The sequence below is a fragment of the Klebsiella sp. RHBSTW-00484 genome (assembly GCF_013705725.1).
Taxonomy (GTDB): domain Bacteria; phylum Pseudomonadota; class Gammaproteobacteria; order Enterobacterales; family Enterobacteriaceae; genus Klebsiella.
The window spans coordinates 41467-55770 of record NZ_CP055481.1 but is presented as its reverse complement, the minus strand read 5'-3'; the positions used below and the strand labels follow the sequence as shown (position 1 = coordinate 55770).

Below are 14304 nucleotides of genomic sequence, written 5' to 3'. Positions count from 1 at the left end.
ATAGTGATTTAATGAAACTATTGTTCCGATCATTTGCGCAATTTGTCAACGCAGGACGCTGAAATAGTGACAGGCATCACCAAAAATTTTCGTCTGCGACGGAAGGGAATCATAAGCAACGGGAAGGGGTTTAGCAGATTGCTGACAAAGTGCGCCTTTCTGGAGTTGCCGGATGGCGGCTAGCCGCCATCCGGCAGAAATGCGAATACATTATCTAAAACAGGTTTGTCATCAATCTCGGTTTAGTGGTCCAGATAAAGATAGTGCATCCAACTGGTCATGCGCAGCAGTACTTTGCGCATCACCGAAACGTGGGTGAAATGGTCGGAATAGACCGCCACCTGGGCGTAAATGCCGTCAGGTAGCGCGTCCACGGCGGCATTGGGATCGAGTTCGATGGTTGCCAGCACGCCGTCGGTGCCCGGCGTGACCGTCAACGCTTGCAGCGTGCCCTGCGCCTGATACGTTCCCCCCGGCACCACCGGCAGAATACTCACCAGCTTGCCATGAAAGACCTGGCCCGGCAGCGCGTTAAACACCGCTTCAGCATCGTCGCCCGCCTCAAGTCTGAGCAACGAATTTTGCCGGAACTGCGCCACAATCAGCCGTTTTTGCTGTGGGATAAACACCATTACCGGGCGCAGCGGCAACGAGGCCGCATAGGTTCCAGGGCGAATCAAAACCTGGGTGATATAGCCATCGCTGGGCGCACGCACGGTGGTCTGGTCGAGGTTATATTTCGCCTCCGCCAGCTGCGCGCGCAGGCTCACCACCTGCGACTGCTCGCCGTTAACCATGCTGTCGAGCTGACTCTGGATTTGCGCCTGCTCCGCGACCGATCCTTTCACCATCGCATCCTGGGCCAGGTAGTTTTGCCGGGCGTTATCGATATCGCTTTCCGAAAACGGGTTTACCCGCGCCTGGCTGCCCTTCAGATAACGCTGATAGTCTTTATAGAGACGATCGCGCTCCGCCGAGACGCGCGTGGTGTTTGCCTGGGCCTCAGAAAGCTGGGCTTTCAGCGTGTTGATGCTGTGCAGCGCGGTGACCAGGTCAGCCTGCAGCCTGTCGACCCGCGCCTGATAACGTACCGGGTCGATGGTAAACAGAACTTCACCCTTTTTAACCCGTTGATTTGCTTTATCCGTGACGCTGCTAACCACCCCGGTCACCTGCGGGGTAATCGGAATAGAAATAACCGCTTTTTGCGCGGTAAAGGTGTAAGGATGGTTGTAGTTCATTAATAAAATAAGCGCGCTAACAATAAATACCCCGCCCAGCGCCGCGGTGGGAACCGTCCATTTATTTACCGGGATCTTGAATATTTTAAATATCGACCAGGCAATCGCCACGTAGGTTAAAATAATCAGCAGATCCATGAGTTATTTCTCCACCGAAGGGGGTTGGGCTGACGGCTGAAGACCGGTTATTCGCTGTTCGAGCGCGCTGACCCGCTGGCGAAGTTCGCTAATTTCATCCTCATCTTCTGTCGCTTCTGGCGGCACACCATCCCGCCGGTGCTGCATCCCCCAACCGCGCTCCGGTTGATAAAGCGTGGCCCAGATCCATAAGAACGGCCAAATGACGTGCAAAGTAAACAGACTCACCCAGCCCGCAACGTGAATCGCATCCGAGTGCGGGTGGTTGCGTTTCTTCGCAATCAAATAAGGGATGTCATGGAGAATGATGATTCCATAAAAAATCACCAGGAAAACGAAGATCAGAACGCCGAGCGCAAAATAATTGAGAAACATACTTTCCTCGGATTTACGCTAATTATTAATAGGATTTGTTTTGTGGCAGATAAAAAAACGGCCGACAGATTGAGCATAATTCACCGATTTCATTTTCGCCATTGACGACTAAAATGTTCTTTAGCGGATCAGGTTATTGAGTTACATCCCCTCGACCTGAACAAGGCATAACCTGCCGGAGATCACACCAGGAGAAATCCAGGCTGAAATATTTTGTGACGAACATCACAAACAAATAACAAAACCCTGAATGTTATTTGTGACTTACATCACATAAAACACCATAATTGCCTCTGAAACGCCTGCTTGTTGTTTTTTTACGCATTTGTTTTGTGATCAAGATCACTACAAACACGTATAAGCCACCTATTTTTATGTGATACCAATCACATAAAAGTCCATCGACTGGACAGCTTAACGATTCAGTGCCAGATTTCGCACTATCAAACAGGGTCCGGCTACCTCTGCCGCCACATTAACAACGAGCCTCGGGCTTTCAGCCTGCCGATAGCAAAAACAGAAGAAGGGGTGTTTTATGTCATCCGATATCAAGATCAAAGTGCAAAGCTTTGGTCGTTTCCTCAGCAACATGGTGATGCCAAATATCGGCGCGTTTATCGCGTGGGGTATTATCACCGCATTATTCATTCCGACAGGATGGTTACCGAACGAAACGCTGGCGAAGCTGGTTGGTCCGATGATCACCTATCTGCTGCCGCTGCTGATCGGTTATACCGGCGGTAAGCTGATTGGCGGCGAGCGCGGCGGCGTGGTCGGTGCAATTACCACCATGGGCGTGATCGTCGGCGCGGATATGCCAATGTTCCTCGGCTCCATGATCGCCGGTCCGCTAGGCGGCTGGGCGATTAAACGTTTTGACGTCTGGGTTGATGGCAAAATCAAATCCGGCTTCGAAATGCTGGTGAACAACTTCTCTGCCGGCATCATCGGGATGATCCTCGCCATCCTGGCGTTCCTCGGCATTGGTCCGGCAGTTGAAGTCCTGTCCAAAATTCTGGCGGCAGGCGTTAACTTCATGGTTGTTCACGACATGCTGCCGCTGGCATCTGTCTTTGTAGAACCAGCGAAAATCCTGTTCCTCAACAACGCCATCAACCACGGTATCTTCTCGCCGCTGGGCATCCAGCAGTCGCATGATCTCGGCAAATCGATCTTCTTCCTGATTGAAGCTAACCCGGGTCCGGGTATGGGCGTCCTGCTGGCGTACATGTTCTTTGGTCGCGGTAGCGCTAAACAGTCTGCGGGCGGTGCGGCAATCATCCACTTCCTCGGCGGTATTCACGAAATCTACTTCCCGTACGTGCTGATGAACCCGCGTCTGATTCTGGCGGTTATCCTCGGCGGTATGACCGGCGTGTTTACTCTGACCCTTCTCAACGGCGGTCTGGTTTCTCCGGCCTCTCCGGGTTCTATCCTGGCCGTGCTGGCGATGACGCCGAAAGGTGCCTACTTCGCTAACATCGCCGCGATTGTTGCTGCGATGGCGGTCTCCTTCGTCGTTTCAGCTGTTCTGCTGAAAACCAGCAAAGTGAAGGAAGAAGACGATATCGATGCAGCGACCCGTCGCATGCAGGATATGAAAGCACAGTCCAAAGGCGCAGCCACTCCGCTGGCCGCTGGCGATGTGGCTAACGACCTGAGCCACGTGCGTAAAATCATCGTTGCCTGCGACGCCGGTATGGGTTCCAGCGCCATGGGTGCAGGCGTGCTGCGTAAGAAAGTACAGGATGCCGGGCTGAGCCATATCTCCGTTACGAATACCGCGATTAACAACCTGCCGCCGGATGTTGACCTGGTCATCACCCACCGCGACCTGACCGAGCGTGCGATGCGCCAGGTACCGCAGGCGCAGCATATTTCGCTGACCAACTTCCTCGACAGCGGCCTGTACACCAGCCTGACCGAACGTCTGGTTGCGGCGCAGCGCCATACTGATAACGAAGAGAAAGTTCGCGACAGTCTGAAAGACAGCTTTGATGCGGCTGACACTAACCTGTTCAAACTCGGTGCAGAGAATATCTTCCTCGGTCGTAAAGCGGCCACCAAGGAAGAAGCGATTCTGTTTGCCGGTGAGCAACTGGTGAAAGGCGGCTACGTTGAGCCGGAATATGTCCAGGCGATGCTGGACCGCGAAAAACTGACGTCGACCTACCTGGGTGAGTCCATCGCGGTACCGCACGGCACCATCGAAGCTAAAGATCGCGTGCTGAAAACCGGCATCGTGTTCTGTCAGTATCCGGAAGGCGTGCGCTTTGGTGAAGAAGAGGATGAGGTCGCTCGTCTGGTCATCGGTATCGCTGCTCGCAATAACGAGCACATTCAGGTGATTACCAGCCTGACCAACGCGCTGGATGACGAATCCGTCATTGAGCGTCTGACCAAAACCACCAGCGTCGAAGAGGTCCTGGCGCTGCTGAAAGCGTAATCCAGCCCCCTCTCTCCTTATCGTGGGGAGAGGGTTTGGGTGAGGGAAAAGCCTCACCCCAGCCCTCTCAGGTAAAAACATTAATTGAAGGTTAATACTATGAAAGCATTACATTTTGGCGCAGGTAATATCGGTCGTGGCTTTATCGGCAAACTGCTGGCAGACGCGGGGATAAAGCTGACGTTTGCGGATGTAAATCAGGTTGTGCTTGATGCCCTGAATGCCCGTCATAGCTATCAGGTTCACGTGGTCGGCGAAAATGAGCAGGTTGATACCGTTTCCGGCGTCGATGCCGTCAGCAGCATCGGTGATGAAGTCGTTGAGCTGATTGCCAGCGTTGACCTGGTCACTACCGCCGTCGGTCCGGTTGTGCTGGAACGCATTGCTCCGGCCATTGCTAAAGGTCTGGCTAAACGCAAAGCGCAGGGCATTACCGCCCCGCTGAATATTATCGCCTGCGAAAACATGGTCCGCGGCACGACTCAGCTCAAAGGCCACGTTTTTAACGCTCTGGCTGAAGAAGATAAAGCCTGGGTCGATGCCAACGTCGGCTTCGTTGATTCCGCCGTTGACCGCATCGTTCCGCCATCCGCTTCCGCCACTCACGACCCGCTGGAAGTGACCGTGGAAACCTTCAGCGAGTGGATTGTCGACAAGACCCAGTTTAAAGGCGAGCTGCCGAATATCCCAGGAATGGAATTAACCGATAACCTGATGGCATTTGTCGAGCGTAAGCTATTCACCTTAAACACCGGACATGCTATAACCGCCTACCTCGGAAAACTGGCGGGTCACCAGACGATTCGTGACGCGATTCTCGATGAGAAAATCCGCGCGGTAGTTAAAGGGGCCATGGAAGAGAGCGGCGCGGTACTGATCAAACGCTATGCCTTTGATGCACAGAAACACGCAGCCTATATCCAGAAGATTATTGGTCGTTTCGAGAACCCGTATTTGAAAGATGACGTTGAGCGCGTTGGCCGTCAGCCGCTGCGCAAACTGAGTGCGGGCGATCGTTTAATTAAGCCGCTGCTTGGTACGCTGGAATACGGCCTGCCGCATCTGAACCTGGTGAAAGGGATCGCTGCGGCGATGCATTTCCGCAGCGAAGAAGATCCGCAGGCGCAAGAGCTGGCGACGCTGATTGCAGAAAAAGGCCCTCAGGCCGCGCTGGCGCAGATTTCAGGTCTGGACGCGGCAAGCGATGTGGTGGCGGAAGCTGTTAACGACTATAACGCCACCAAATGAGGCAAGATCTGGCGCGGTCCGAACCGCGCCCATTACTACTCCTGTCAGATATGCAGGCAATAATGGAAGAAACACAGGCATTTGAAAACCGTGTGCTTGAGCGTCTGAATGCTGGCAAAACCGTAAGAAGCTTCCTGATCGCTACCGTTGAACTGCTGACGGAAGCGGTCAATATCCTGGTGCTTCAGGTGTTCCGTAAAGACGACTATGCGGTGAAATACGCAGTGGAGCCCTTGCTAGACGGCGAGGGGCCGCTGGGTGACCTTTCTGTACGCCTGAAGCTGATTTATGGCCTCGGGGTGATCAGTCGCGCCGAATACGAAGACGCCGAGCTGCTAATGGCCCTGCGCGAAGAGTTGAACCACGATGGTAATGAGTACAGCTTTACCGACGATGAAATTCTCGGACCGTTTGGCGAGCTGCACTGCGTCGCTGCGCTGCCGCCGATGCCGCTATTCGACGATAGCGATGCGGAACTGCTGGCAATGCAGAAACTGCGCTACCAGCAGGTTGTACGTTCAACAATGATGCTGTCTCTGACCGAGCTGATTTCTAAAATCAGCTTAAAAAAAGCCTTTCAAAAATCAACGCTCTGATTCGGTCTCTTGCTGGTCACACGTCGGCTGATAAAGCTGCCGATAATACTCCAGACGACGCAGAAACAGCTCCTCTTTGTCCGCCGGAATGTCTTGCGGTATATGCTGCAAACGCGGGGACTTTTTTAGATATTCCATAAAAGCCTGGCTTGAAGCCATAAAATCTACGGCCTTATCAATAATACGCGGTACACCGTCGCCGATTTTCGCCATCACGCTCTCCTCTGCTCGGGGATCATCTTGTTAAGAATTAGCCAAAAGAAGGGATTTAGATGAGGAAAACGTGCTTAATGGCCGACGGGCTTCACAGAAATGAACATTCACCCACTCTGGTGGGAAATCCGTATAATATTCAAATTATTATAATTAATCACGGTGATTGTTATTGCGGGGAAAGTTGTGACGTTTTGATAAATAGCTACCCACAACGGAAGCGACAGCACATACTATAGTCTGATAACGCCCATTTCTTAATAGATTAAACCACCATGAAAGAAGTCGAAAAAAGTGAAATTAAGCGTCTGAGCGACCGTCTCGACGCCATCCGTCACCAGCAGGCCGACCTGTCGCTGGTTGAAGCCGCAGACAAGTACGCCGAGCTGGAAAAAGAAAAAACCACCATTGAGGCGGAGCTTGTTCGCCTGCGCGAAGTTCAGGGTCAAAAACTGAGCAAAGAAGCGCAGAAACTGATGAGCCTGCCGCACCGTCGCGCCATCACCAAAAAAGAGCAGGCCGATATTGGCAAACTCAAAAAAAGCGTGCGCGGGCTGGTTCTTGTCCATCCGATGACCGCTCTGGGTCGCGAAATGGGCCTCAAAGAGATGACCGGCTTCTCAAAAACCGCGTTCTGATTTTTTCGCTGCGAAAATCCCCCGGTAGCACTGCTGTTTGATCGGGCTACGGGATCGAGCAGTCTGCTGGTTTGGTAGCCCGGACAGGCGCGCCAGCGCCGCCTCCGGGAATAAGTCGCCGGGTCAGGCATTCATGCCATGACCCGGGACTGCTTCACTCGCTTAGAACCACGCTTCAAACATGCCGCCAACGTTCAGCGAATCCAGCTGCTGGTCGTCGGTGCCGTTGACCTTCGCAGTGCGCTTGTTATCCACCTGACCGCCGGTCACGTAGAAACGCAGCATTGGGCGGAACTCCGGCCCCATACCGATCGCAATGTTCTGCGACAGCGTCAGCTTCCAGCCATGGTTGTCTCCGCCCTGATCGTAATCAACGCGCTGGTAGCCCGCTTCCAGCCAGGTCGAATGCACGTCGTTCCAGAAGTACATCGGACGGACAATCGCGCCGTAGTTTTTACGGTTGTCGGTGTCGTCCTTGCTGTTGTCATAGTCGTGGAAGGCCAGCAGATATTCGATCTGCGCCTGCTGGGTAAACTTATAGTTGCCTTCGAAGCTGGCATAGATAGCAGTCAACCCGTCCGTTTTGTTGTAAACGCTGTTATCCGAGTTATCGGAGTAGCGCAGGATAACCTTATTCACGCCGCTGTCATCGCTGTTGGTGTGGCTTAACAGCAGGCCGCCCTGCCAGGCATCGAGCTGCTCGTCGTTATCCACCGCTTTTGAATCAAAGCCGTAGTTAGCGTAGACCTCAACGTCGATCGGGCCCGCTTTGATATTGTGAGTTTTGGTGGTCAGCGCATAGTGACCATCATCACCAGTGCCGGAGCCACCGGTACAGGTGATACGCGATGGGTTAGCCTCATCGGCCATCACTTCCGGGCTACAGGACTCCACCTGCGAGACCGCCGCCACGTCAAACTGTACGCCACCGATATCGAAGTTTTTCACCCCGGCGCCCTGACCATCGTGGTTCATCCAGAAGTAGTCATTGATCCCCTGTTGCGGACGCTGGTGGAAATCGCGACCCGCCCAGATATAGGCGTTAGGGTTGGACTCCAGCACGTTGGTGACGCCGACGTAGGCTTTTTTCAGGTTAACTTCATCGCTCCAGTGGTCGAACATCACGTTAATATCCCAGATAGCGCCTTTGCTGCTCTTAAAGGCTTTGGTTATCTGGAATTCGCCGCCGTTGCCTTCGTTACCCAGACGACCGATTGCCGACGCGCCGTTATAGGAGCCATCAACGCCAACAAATTTCTGATCGCCGGTCTGGAATTGTGCGCCGTAGCGGGCGTAACCGCTAAATTTCAGTCCGAACGGAACCGCCATATCCGGTGTCTGTGCGGCGGTTTGCGGATTGGTCTCCAGATCCACCTTTTTCGCGGCGGCGGCGTCCATCTTAGCCTGACGGTCGGCCAGCGCTTTATCGACGGCTTTAGCCACAATGGCGTCAATTTGTTCCTGAGTAAAATCTTGTGCTAATACGGAAATTGGGCACAGCGCGGCGACGACCGCCATGGCTAATGGCAGCATTTTTACAGTTTTCATAATTATCTCGCTTTTAATAATTCATATATTCAGATAATAGCTATCCCGCCAGGATAAGCTGGTGATACTTATTTAGGGTACTGTTGAGTTATATATTAACGTTGATACAGATGAATTAACTCTTCTGAAAATTCGCGAGCCAGCAGAGAATTCATCAGATGGTCCTGGGCGTGCACCATAATCAGCGTCATCGGCTGACGCCCTTCTCCCGCGTCCTGCTCGATGAGCTGGGTTTGCATCTGGTGCGCCCGGCGGGCATAACCATCGGCTTCATTAAGGAGCAACCGCGCTTCATCTATATTACCGTTACGGGCACAATGAAGCGCTTCAAAACATAATGAGCGTGACTGTCCCGCGTTGACGATAATATCCATTACCGCATCTTCTAATTCAATCATGTTATGTCCTGAGATCATTAACTTTATTATTTAAATAATGTGGTGAAAGTCCTTTTTCTGCATTATTTACGCTGTCATCTTAAAAATATATTCGTTTAATTATTAGCTGACGGTTTCAGCAACCGGTGCCGCGTTTTTTGCTTTTTCGACTTCGGTTTTCATTAAGGAGCGTTCATAAGCACGCAGGAATGGCAGATAGATAACCGCCGACATCACCATACAAATCACGCACATGACGACCGGGCTTAAGGTCCAGTTGGCAGCCCACGATGCGCCAATGGGAGCTGGCGTTGTCCATGGGGTCAGGGAAACGACCTGGCTCAGCCAGCCGAGACGCGTCGCGCCGTAAGCCAGCACGGCGTTGATCATCGGCACGAAGACGAACGGGATAAACATCATCGGGTTCATAATAATCGGCGCACCGAACAGAATCGGCTCGTTGATATTAAAGAAGCTGGGTACGACGCCCATTTTGCCAATGGTACGCAGGTGCGCCACGCGGCTACGCAGCAGCAGGAACGCCAGCGGGAGCGTGGAACCGACACCGCCGATTAGCAGGTAGTGGTCCCAGAAACCTTGCAGATAGACGTGGGGCAGAGCTGCACCAGCCGCCAGCGCCGCCTGGTTTGCCGACAGGTTGGCCATCCAGAACGGGTTCATAATCCCGGTGACAATCAGCGAACCGTGGATCCCGGCAAACCAGAAAATCTGGCACATCAGGACGGAAAGCAGAATCGCCGGCAGTGAGTCAGAGGCGGAAACCAGCGGCTCCAGCAGATGCATAATCGCCTGCGGCAGGATCATCCCGGTCTGCGCTTCAATAAACAGGTTCAGTGGATGCAGCGTCGCTATCACCACCAGCACCGGGATGAGGATTTCAAACGAGCGCGCAACGCCGGTCGGCACCTCTTTCGGCAGACGAATGGTGATGTTGTTCTGCTTCAGCCAGGCGTAAACGCGGGTGGAATAAATCGCGGTGATCAAGGCGGTAAAGATGCCCTGGCCGGAGAGGTACTGGGTGGAGATTTTGCCATCCGCATACGGCGCGGCAACCAGTAAAAAGGCCATAAACGCCAGCAGACCGGACATCACCGGGTCGAGCTGGAACTGGCGTCCCAGGCTGGCGCCAATACCTACAGAGATAAAGAACGTCATCACACCCATGCTGAGGTTAAACGGCAGCATCAGCTGTTCGCGATACTGTTGGGAGAAATCCAGCCAGCCGCGGGCGAAACCGTTGGCGGTATCCGGCGAAAAAGGAGGGAAGATAAATACCAGCATGAAAGAGCCGATGATCATAAACGGCAATGCGGCAGTGAAGCCATCGCGAATGGCGATAACGTATTTCTGCTGCCCAAGGCGTCCTGCCAGCGGTGTAATTGATTGCTCGATCACAGCAATCATGGACTGATACAGAGAACTCATTTGCACACCTCTTAATGCGCCGCTTCTATCAGCGACAGAGCATAATCCAGGACGTTATCTCCCCGCTGCATCCCGTAGTCCATGGTATTGATTGGCTGGACCGGAATATTCAGGGAAGCGGCTTTCTCAGATAAAGTTTTCAGCATGTATTTCACCTGGGGGCCAAGAAGCACCACCTGGTACTGTGGAAACTGCATGTCAAATTCGGAAACACCATAAGCATCAATCTGCACCGGCAGGTTACGTTCCTTTGCGACATCGACCATCTTTCTGACCAGCATACTGGTGGACATCCCGGCAGAGCAGCACAGCATAATCTTGTACATCGACGACCATCCTCAAAATGTAAAAAGTTATTGCGTGGATGATTTGATATCAGACGGAAACCGGTTTCCATTTATAAAAAACAGAACTGTGATAACCGTCAAGATCTGTCAGCCACAGGGCTGATTAATTAGATTTGGCTCACATATTCCTGTGGTTTTTGCTACGTTTTTCCATGAAACGGAGAATCGGTTTCCAAATAAAACGGAAACGGATATACTGCTGCTGGTTATTATTGAAGCGATTCAGGTCCAGGGATTTACAGGGATCGGACTGGCCCTGTCAGGGGAAAATGATGTCTACAATCAATGATGTATCACGCTTAGCTGGGGTATCGAAAGCCACTGTCTCTCGGGTGTTGAGTGGTTCGCGCGGGGTGAAGGAAGCCAGCCGACAGGCGGTGTTACAAGCGGCGGAAGAACTTAACTATCGGCCAAATATGATTGCGCAATCTTTGCTTAGTCAAACCACCGGTTGCATTGGCGTGATTTGCGCTCAGGACAATATTAATCAAACCACCAACTACCTCTATGCCCTGGAAAAACAGCTCAGCCAGCACCAGAAACATCTGCTGCTGCGTTTCGCAAATTCCCGTGGCAGGGTGATGCATTCACTGGAAGAGCTGACCTGCGGCCTTTGCGATGATGTATTGATTATTGGCGCACGGTTTCCGCTGAATATCGACCGGCCTGACGTGGTGCTGATTGACTGCCTGGAAAGCGAAGGTGTGAACAGCATTCATTTTGACCACGCCTTTGCGGCGGAAACAGCCTGTAACTATTTGATAAGCCAGGGGCGGCGACAGATTGCGCTGATCCATCCGCAGGGCAGCGGTTTTGCCGATCAGGTGCTGCTTGGCTACAAGCACGCTCTGGAAAAGAGTTTCCTGCCGTTTAATCGCAACCTGATCTTTCTCGACAGCCATTCGCCTTCCGTGGCGGTGCAGGAGTTGGTAAACAACGCAACCACGCTGAATTTCAATGCATTGCTGGTGGCAAACGAGCAGCAGGCGCAGCTGGTGGTCCCGCAGCTCCAGGCATTCAATCGCGCGGTGCCAGAAAAAGTCATGGTGTTTAGCCTTGCGGGCTCGTTACAGCTACCCGGTATTCCGACCATCCCGGCGATTGAATATTCAATGGACGCAATGGCGAGTCGGATCGTCAGCTGGCTGACCGAAAAAACGCAAATGCTCGGCAGCAGCCCGCTGCGCGGGGATTTGATTATTCCGAACCGCTGATTACAACGCTTCGCCGCGGGCGCTACTGCGTCGGGCACTGAATGCCGCTAATCGCTTTCTGATAGGCGGCATCGCTGTTTTTATCCAACGCTCGCGCTGCGCTTTGCACGGCGACTTTATTTTCTGGTGACTCCAGCACGCGATTGGCAAATATCGTATCCGCCAGGCCACTGCTGGCAGGGCAGTTTTTCCTCACATCCTTCACTATCTGCTGCTTTTGTTGCTCAAACTTCAGTCCGGAGAGCGGTGCGGCTGTTGCTACGGCAGGTAGCGCCAGCCAGATAGCCAACGACAGCGCAATACTTATTCTTTTCATCATGGATATCCTTATTTTTATTAAAGCGTTCCTCTAACTATAGACGTATTCCTGAGTGAGCCATTTTGCGTGCGGCTTTCCGCAAAAATGAAGCCGTTTCAACGGGTGAAATTTATCTTCCGTAGCGGCAAGCAAAGCGGATAAATCCCGGGTGCCCGCCGTCATTCGAGCGGGTACATTCCCGGCATTACGCTTCCAGGATGGCGAATCATGATGAAAAAAGGGACGACCTCAACACCGCATGATGCGGTTTTTAAACAATTTTTATCTCATCCCGATTGCGCCAGGGACTTTATCGAGATCCACCTGCCCGCTTCGCTGCGCCAGTTGTGCGATCTGCAAACGCTCAGGCTGGAGTCCGGTAGCTTTATTGAAGCCGATTTACGCGCCAGCTATTCCGACGTGCTGTGGTCGCTGAAAACCAGCGATGGTGATGGCTATATCTACGTGGTGATTGAACATCAGAGTACGCCGGATGCCCATATGGCGTTCAGGCTGATGCGCTATGCGTTAGCCGCCATGCAGCGCCATCTGGACGCCGGGCACAAAACACTGCCGCTGGTGGTCCCGATGCTGTTCTATCACGGCGCTAAAAGCCCCTACCCCTTCTCGCTGTGCTGGCTGGATGAGTTTGCCGATGCAACTTCCGCGCGTCAGCTCTATGCCGCCGCTTTCCCGCTGGTGGATATCACCGTGGTGCCGGATGACGAAATCATGCAGCACCGTCGCGTAGCGCTACTGGAACTGATCCAAAAGCATATCCGCCAGCGTGATTTACTTGGCCTGGTGGAAAAGTTAGCGGAGCTGTTGGTTAAAGGTTGCGCTAATGACAGCCAGATGAAAGCGCTGTTTAATTACATGCTGCAGTGTGGAGATGCGCCTCGTTTTGATGAGTTTCTTCACGAGGCCGCACGGCGCGTTCCTCAACATAAGGAGACACTGATGACCATTGCGGAAAGACTACGACAGGAAGGGAGACAAGAGGGAAAGTTGGAGGGCAAGTTAGAAGGTAAACAAGAGGGTAGACAAGAAGAAGCGTTGCGTATTGCTCGTTCATGTCTGGAGCAGGGGTTTGAGCGCGAGCTGGTAAGGGCTGTTTGCCAACTATCGGATGACGATATGAAGATACTGCAAACTCAGGCCACAGCATCCTCATCCAGATAATCGTCAGGCCGTTTTAACCCTACGTCGCGAATCCATGGCGATCAGCACCACCGACGAGAGAATTAACAGGGTGCCCAGCCAGTCCGGGAGGGTAAACGTAATGCCTAGCAGCAGCAAAGAGAGCAAGGCGCTGCTCAGTGGCTCTGCGCAGCTGAGAATACCCGCCTTTGCGCCGCCAATTTTCTGCGCGCCGTTCAGGTAGAGGCTGAAGGTCAACGACGTACCGATAACCACCAGATAGAAAAAGGCCAGCAGCAGGCTCCCGTTAACCACAAAATGGTTGTCCTGACCGGCGTAGAACGGTAGCAGCATCGCGCCGCCAAGCAGCATACTCCAGCCGACGATCGGCAGCGTGCCGTAGCGGGCAATCAGCGTTGAGGGGTAAGTGGTGTAGAAGGCGGCGGCAAACGCCGAGGCGATACCCCAAAACAACGCCGCGGGGGAAATCGACAGCGTTGTCGGGTTGCCATGGGTGACCAGCAGGAAAGTACCCGCCAGCGAGGTACCGATAGCCGCCAGCACCAGCGGACTGGGGCGCGTTTTTCGGGCGATAGCAAACCAGGCGACGATAATCGTCGGCGACAGGAACTGCAGTACCGTCGCGGTGGCGGCGTTGGATTTCTCGATAGTCATCAGGAAGGTGTACTGCACGGTGAGCGCACCGAACAGCGAGAAGATCAGCAGGCTAATCGCATCTTTGCGGTTTTGCAGAACGCGAAATATTTTGTCGCCATGAACGAACGAGAGCATCAGAAGAATCAGACCCGCGAACAGCAGGCGCGTCATGGTCAGAAACGGCGATGACATCTGGCTTTGCTGCATAATATATTGCGCACAGACGCCGGAACTACCCCACAGCACGGCGGCTATTAGTACGTTCAGCATCCCTTTTTTGCTGGAGCCCATCTTTCCCTCAGGTGAAATATCGCAAAAGCGGCATCATAACATGAGCGCGTCCGGGCGGCGGGGCAGGAAATGGTAGTTGGAGTATTTGGTA

General features: G+C 53.1%; 15 protein-coding genes. 6 read left to right on the top strand and 9 right to left on the bottom strand.

What is annotated here, in order from left to right; all coding sequences use genetic code 11:
* Window positions 1-242 precede the first annotated feature (242 nt).
* Window positions 243-1379, bottom strand: a complete 1137-nt coding sequence (locus tag HV213_RS00250; protein WP_181484362.1) for an HlyD family secretion protein — start codon at window positions 1377-1379, stop codon at window positions 243-245.
* Between the two features lie 3 nt (window positions 1380-1382).
* A complete protein-coding gene (locus HV213_RS00245; protein ID WP_181484361.1) occupies window positions 1383-1754 on the bottom strand; it encodes a DUF3302 domain-containing protein in 372 nt (123 codons plus the stop codon).
* Window positions 1755-2289: 535 nt separating this feature from the next.
* Here HV213_RS00245 and HV213_RS00240 point away from each other — a divergent pair.
* From HV213_RS00240 to mtlR, 3 genes are all read left to right on the top strand, one after another.
* Window positions 2290-4200, top strand: a complete 1911-nt coding sequence (locus HV213_RS00240) for a PTS mannitol transporter subunit IICBA (protein WP_181484360.1) — start codon at window positions 2290-2292, stop codon at window positions 4198-4200.
* Window positions 4201-4299: 99 nt separating this feature from the next.
* Window positions 4300-5448, top strand: coding sequence for a mannitol-1-phosphate 5-dehydrogenase (mtlD, locus tag HV213_RS00235; protein WP_181484359.1), 1149 nt, complete (start codon window positions 4300-4302; stop codon window positions 5446-5448).
* Complete coding sequence (gene mtlR / locus HV213_RS00230) at window positions 5445-6044, top strand: mannitol operon repressor MtlR (protein ID WP_181484358.1); 600 nt, start codon at window positions 5445-5447, stop codon at window positions 6042-6044. Before mtlD ends, mtlR begins: the two co-directional genes overlap by 4 nt.
* Here the strand turns inward: mtlR and HV213_RS00225 are convergent.
* A complete protein-coding gene (locus HV213_RS00225) occupies window positions 6033-6257 on the bottom strand; it encodes a hypothetical protein (protein WP_181484357.1) in 225 nt (74 codons plus the stop codon). The two genes, mtlR and HV213_RS00225, sit on opposite strands and share 12 nt — an antisense overlap.
* A gap of 275 nt (window positions 6258-6532) precedes the next feature.
* On the opposite strand from HV213_RS00225, the gene HV213_RS00220 reads away from it, so the two are divergent.
* Window positions 6533-6895 (top strand): YibL family ribosome-associated protein, encoded by a 363-nt coding sequence (locus HV213_RS00220; RefSeq protein WP_181484356.1) that lies wholly within the window; start codon window positions 6533-6535, stop codon window positions 6893-6895.
* Between the two features lie 162 nt (window positions 6896-7057).
* On the opposite strand, the gene HV213_RS00215 is transcribed toward HV213_RS00220, so the two are convergent.
* The 4 genes from HV213_RS00215 to HV213_RS00200 form a co-directional block, all read right to left on the bottom strand.
* Window positions 7058-8443, bottom strand: coding sequence for a carbohydrate porin (locus HV213_RS00215; RefSeq protein ID WP_181484355.1), 1386 nt, complete (start codon window positions 8441-8443; stop codon window positions 7058-7060).
* Between the two features lie 95 nt (window positions 8444-8538).
* Window positions 8539-8841, bottom strand: coding sequence for a PTS lactose/cellobiose transporter subunit IIA (locus HV213_RS00210; protein WP_181484354.1), 303 nt, complete (start codon window positions 8839-8841; stop codon window positions 8539-8541).
* Between the two features lie 102 nt (window positions 8842-8943).
* Window positions 8944-10266 (bottom strand): PTS sugar transporter subunit IIC, encoded by a 1323-nt coding sequence (locus tag HV213_RS00205; protein ID WP_181484353.1) that lies wholly within the window; start codon window positions 10264-10266, stop codon window positions 8944-8946.
* Between the two features lie 11 nt (window positions 10267-10277).
* On the bottom strand, window positions 10278-10592 hold the full coding sequence (locus HV213_RS00200; RefSeq protein ID WP_085045337.1) for a PTS sugar transporter subunit IIB: 315 nt from the start codon (window positions 10590-10592) through the stop codon (window positions 10278-10280).
* Window positions 10593-10885: 293 nt separating this feature from the next.
* Here HV213_RS00200 and HV213_RS00195 point away from each other — a divergent pair, with 293 nt between their 5' ends.
* Window positions 10886-11827, top strand: a complete 942-nt coding sequence (locus tag HV213_RS00195) for a LacI family DNA-binding transcriptional regulator (RefSeq protein ID WP_181486305.1) — start codon at window positions 10886-10888, stop codon at window positions 11825-11827.
* A gap of 22 nt (window positions 11828-11849) precedes the next feature.
* On the opposite strand, the gene HV213_RS00190 is transcribed toward HV213_RS00195, so the two are convergent.
* On the bottom strand, window positions 11850-12146 hold the full coding sequence (locus HV213_RS00190) for a YicS family protein (RefSeq protein ID WP_228288586.1): 297 nt from the start codon (window positions 12144-12146) through the stop codon (window positions 11850-11852).
* Window positions 12147-12356: 210 nt separating this feature from the next.
* Here HV213_RS00190 and HV213_RS00185 point away from each other — a divergent pair, with 210 nt between their 5' ends.
* Window positions 12357-13307 (top strand): Rpn family recombination-promoting nuclease/putative transposase, encoded by a 951-nt coding sequence (locus tag HV213_RS00185; RefSeq protein ID WP_181486303.1) that lies wholly within the window; start codon window positions 12357-12359, stop codon window positions 13305-13307.
* 3 nt (window positions 13308-13310) lie between these two features.
* Here the strand turns inward: HV213_RS00185 and HV213_RS00180 are convergent, their stop codons facing one another.
* Window positions 13311-14213, bottom strand: a complete 903-nt coding sequence (locus HV213_RS00180) for a carboxylate/amino acid/amine transporter (protein ID WP_181484352.1) — start codon at window positions 14211-14213, stop codon at window positions 13311-13313.
* Window positions 14214-14304: the final 91 nt, after the last annotated feature.

Coding starts and splice junctions, on each gene's coding strand:
- HV213_RS00250 (WP_181484362.1), bottom strand. CDS start 1,379: ATGGATCTGCTGATTATTTTAACCTACGTGGCGATTGCCTGGTCGATA.
- HV213_RS00245 (WP_181484361.1), bottom strand. CDS start 1,754: ATGTTTCTCAATTATTTTGCGCTCGGCGTTCTGATCTTCGTTTTCCTG.
- HV213_RS00240 (WP_181484360.1), top strand. CDS start 2,290: ATGTCATCCGATATCAAGATCAAAGTGCAAAGCTTTGGTCGTTTCCTC.
- mtlD (WP_181484359.1), top strand. CDS start 4,300: ATGAAAGCATTACATTTTGGCGCAGGTAATATCGGTCGTGGCTTTATC.
- mtlR (WP_181484358.1), top strand. CDS start 5,445: ATGAGGCAAGATCTGGCGCGGTCCGAACCGCGCCCATTACTACTCCTG.
- HV213_RS00225 (WP_181484357.1), bottom strand. CDS start 6,257: ATGGCGAAAATCGGCGACGGTGTACCGCGTATTATTGATAAGGCCGTA.
- HV213_RS00220 (WP_181484356.1), top strand. CDS start 6,533: ATGAAAGAAGTCGAAAAAAGTGAAATTAAGCGTCTGAGCGACCGTCTC.
- HV213_RS00215 (WP_181484355.1), bottom strand. CDS start 8,443: ATGAAAACTGTAAAAATGCTGCCATTAGCCATGGCGGTCGTCGCCGCG.
- HV213_RS00210 (WP_181484354.1), bottom strand. CDS start 8,841: ATGATTGAATTAGAAGATGCGGTAATGGATATTATCGTCAACGCGGGA.
- HV213_RS00205 (WP_181484353.1), bottom strand. CDS start 10,266: ATGAGTTCTCTGTATCAGTCCATGATTGCTGTGATCGAGCAATCAATT.
- HV213_RS00200 (WP_085045337.1), bottom strand. CDS start 10,592: ATGTACAAGATTATGCTGTGCTGCTCTGCCGGGATGTCCACCAGTATG.
- HV213_RS00195 (WP_181486305.1), top strand. CDS start 10,886: ATGTCTACAATCAATGATGTATCACGCTTAGCTGGGGTATCGAAAGCC.
- HV213_RS00190 (WP_228288586.1), bottom strand. CDS start 12,146: ATGATGAAAAGAATAAGTATTGCGCTGTCGTTGGCTATCTGGCTGGCG.
- HV213_RS00185 (WP_181486303.1), top strand. CDS start 12,357: ATGAAAAAAGGGACGACCTCAACACCGCATGATGCGGTTTTTAAACAA.
- HV213_RS00180 (WP_181484352.1), bottom strand. CDS start 14,213: ATGGGCTCCAGCAAAAAAGGGATGCTGAACGTACTAATAGCCGCCGTG.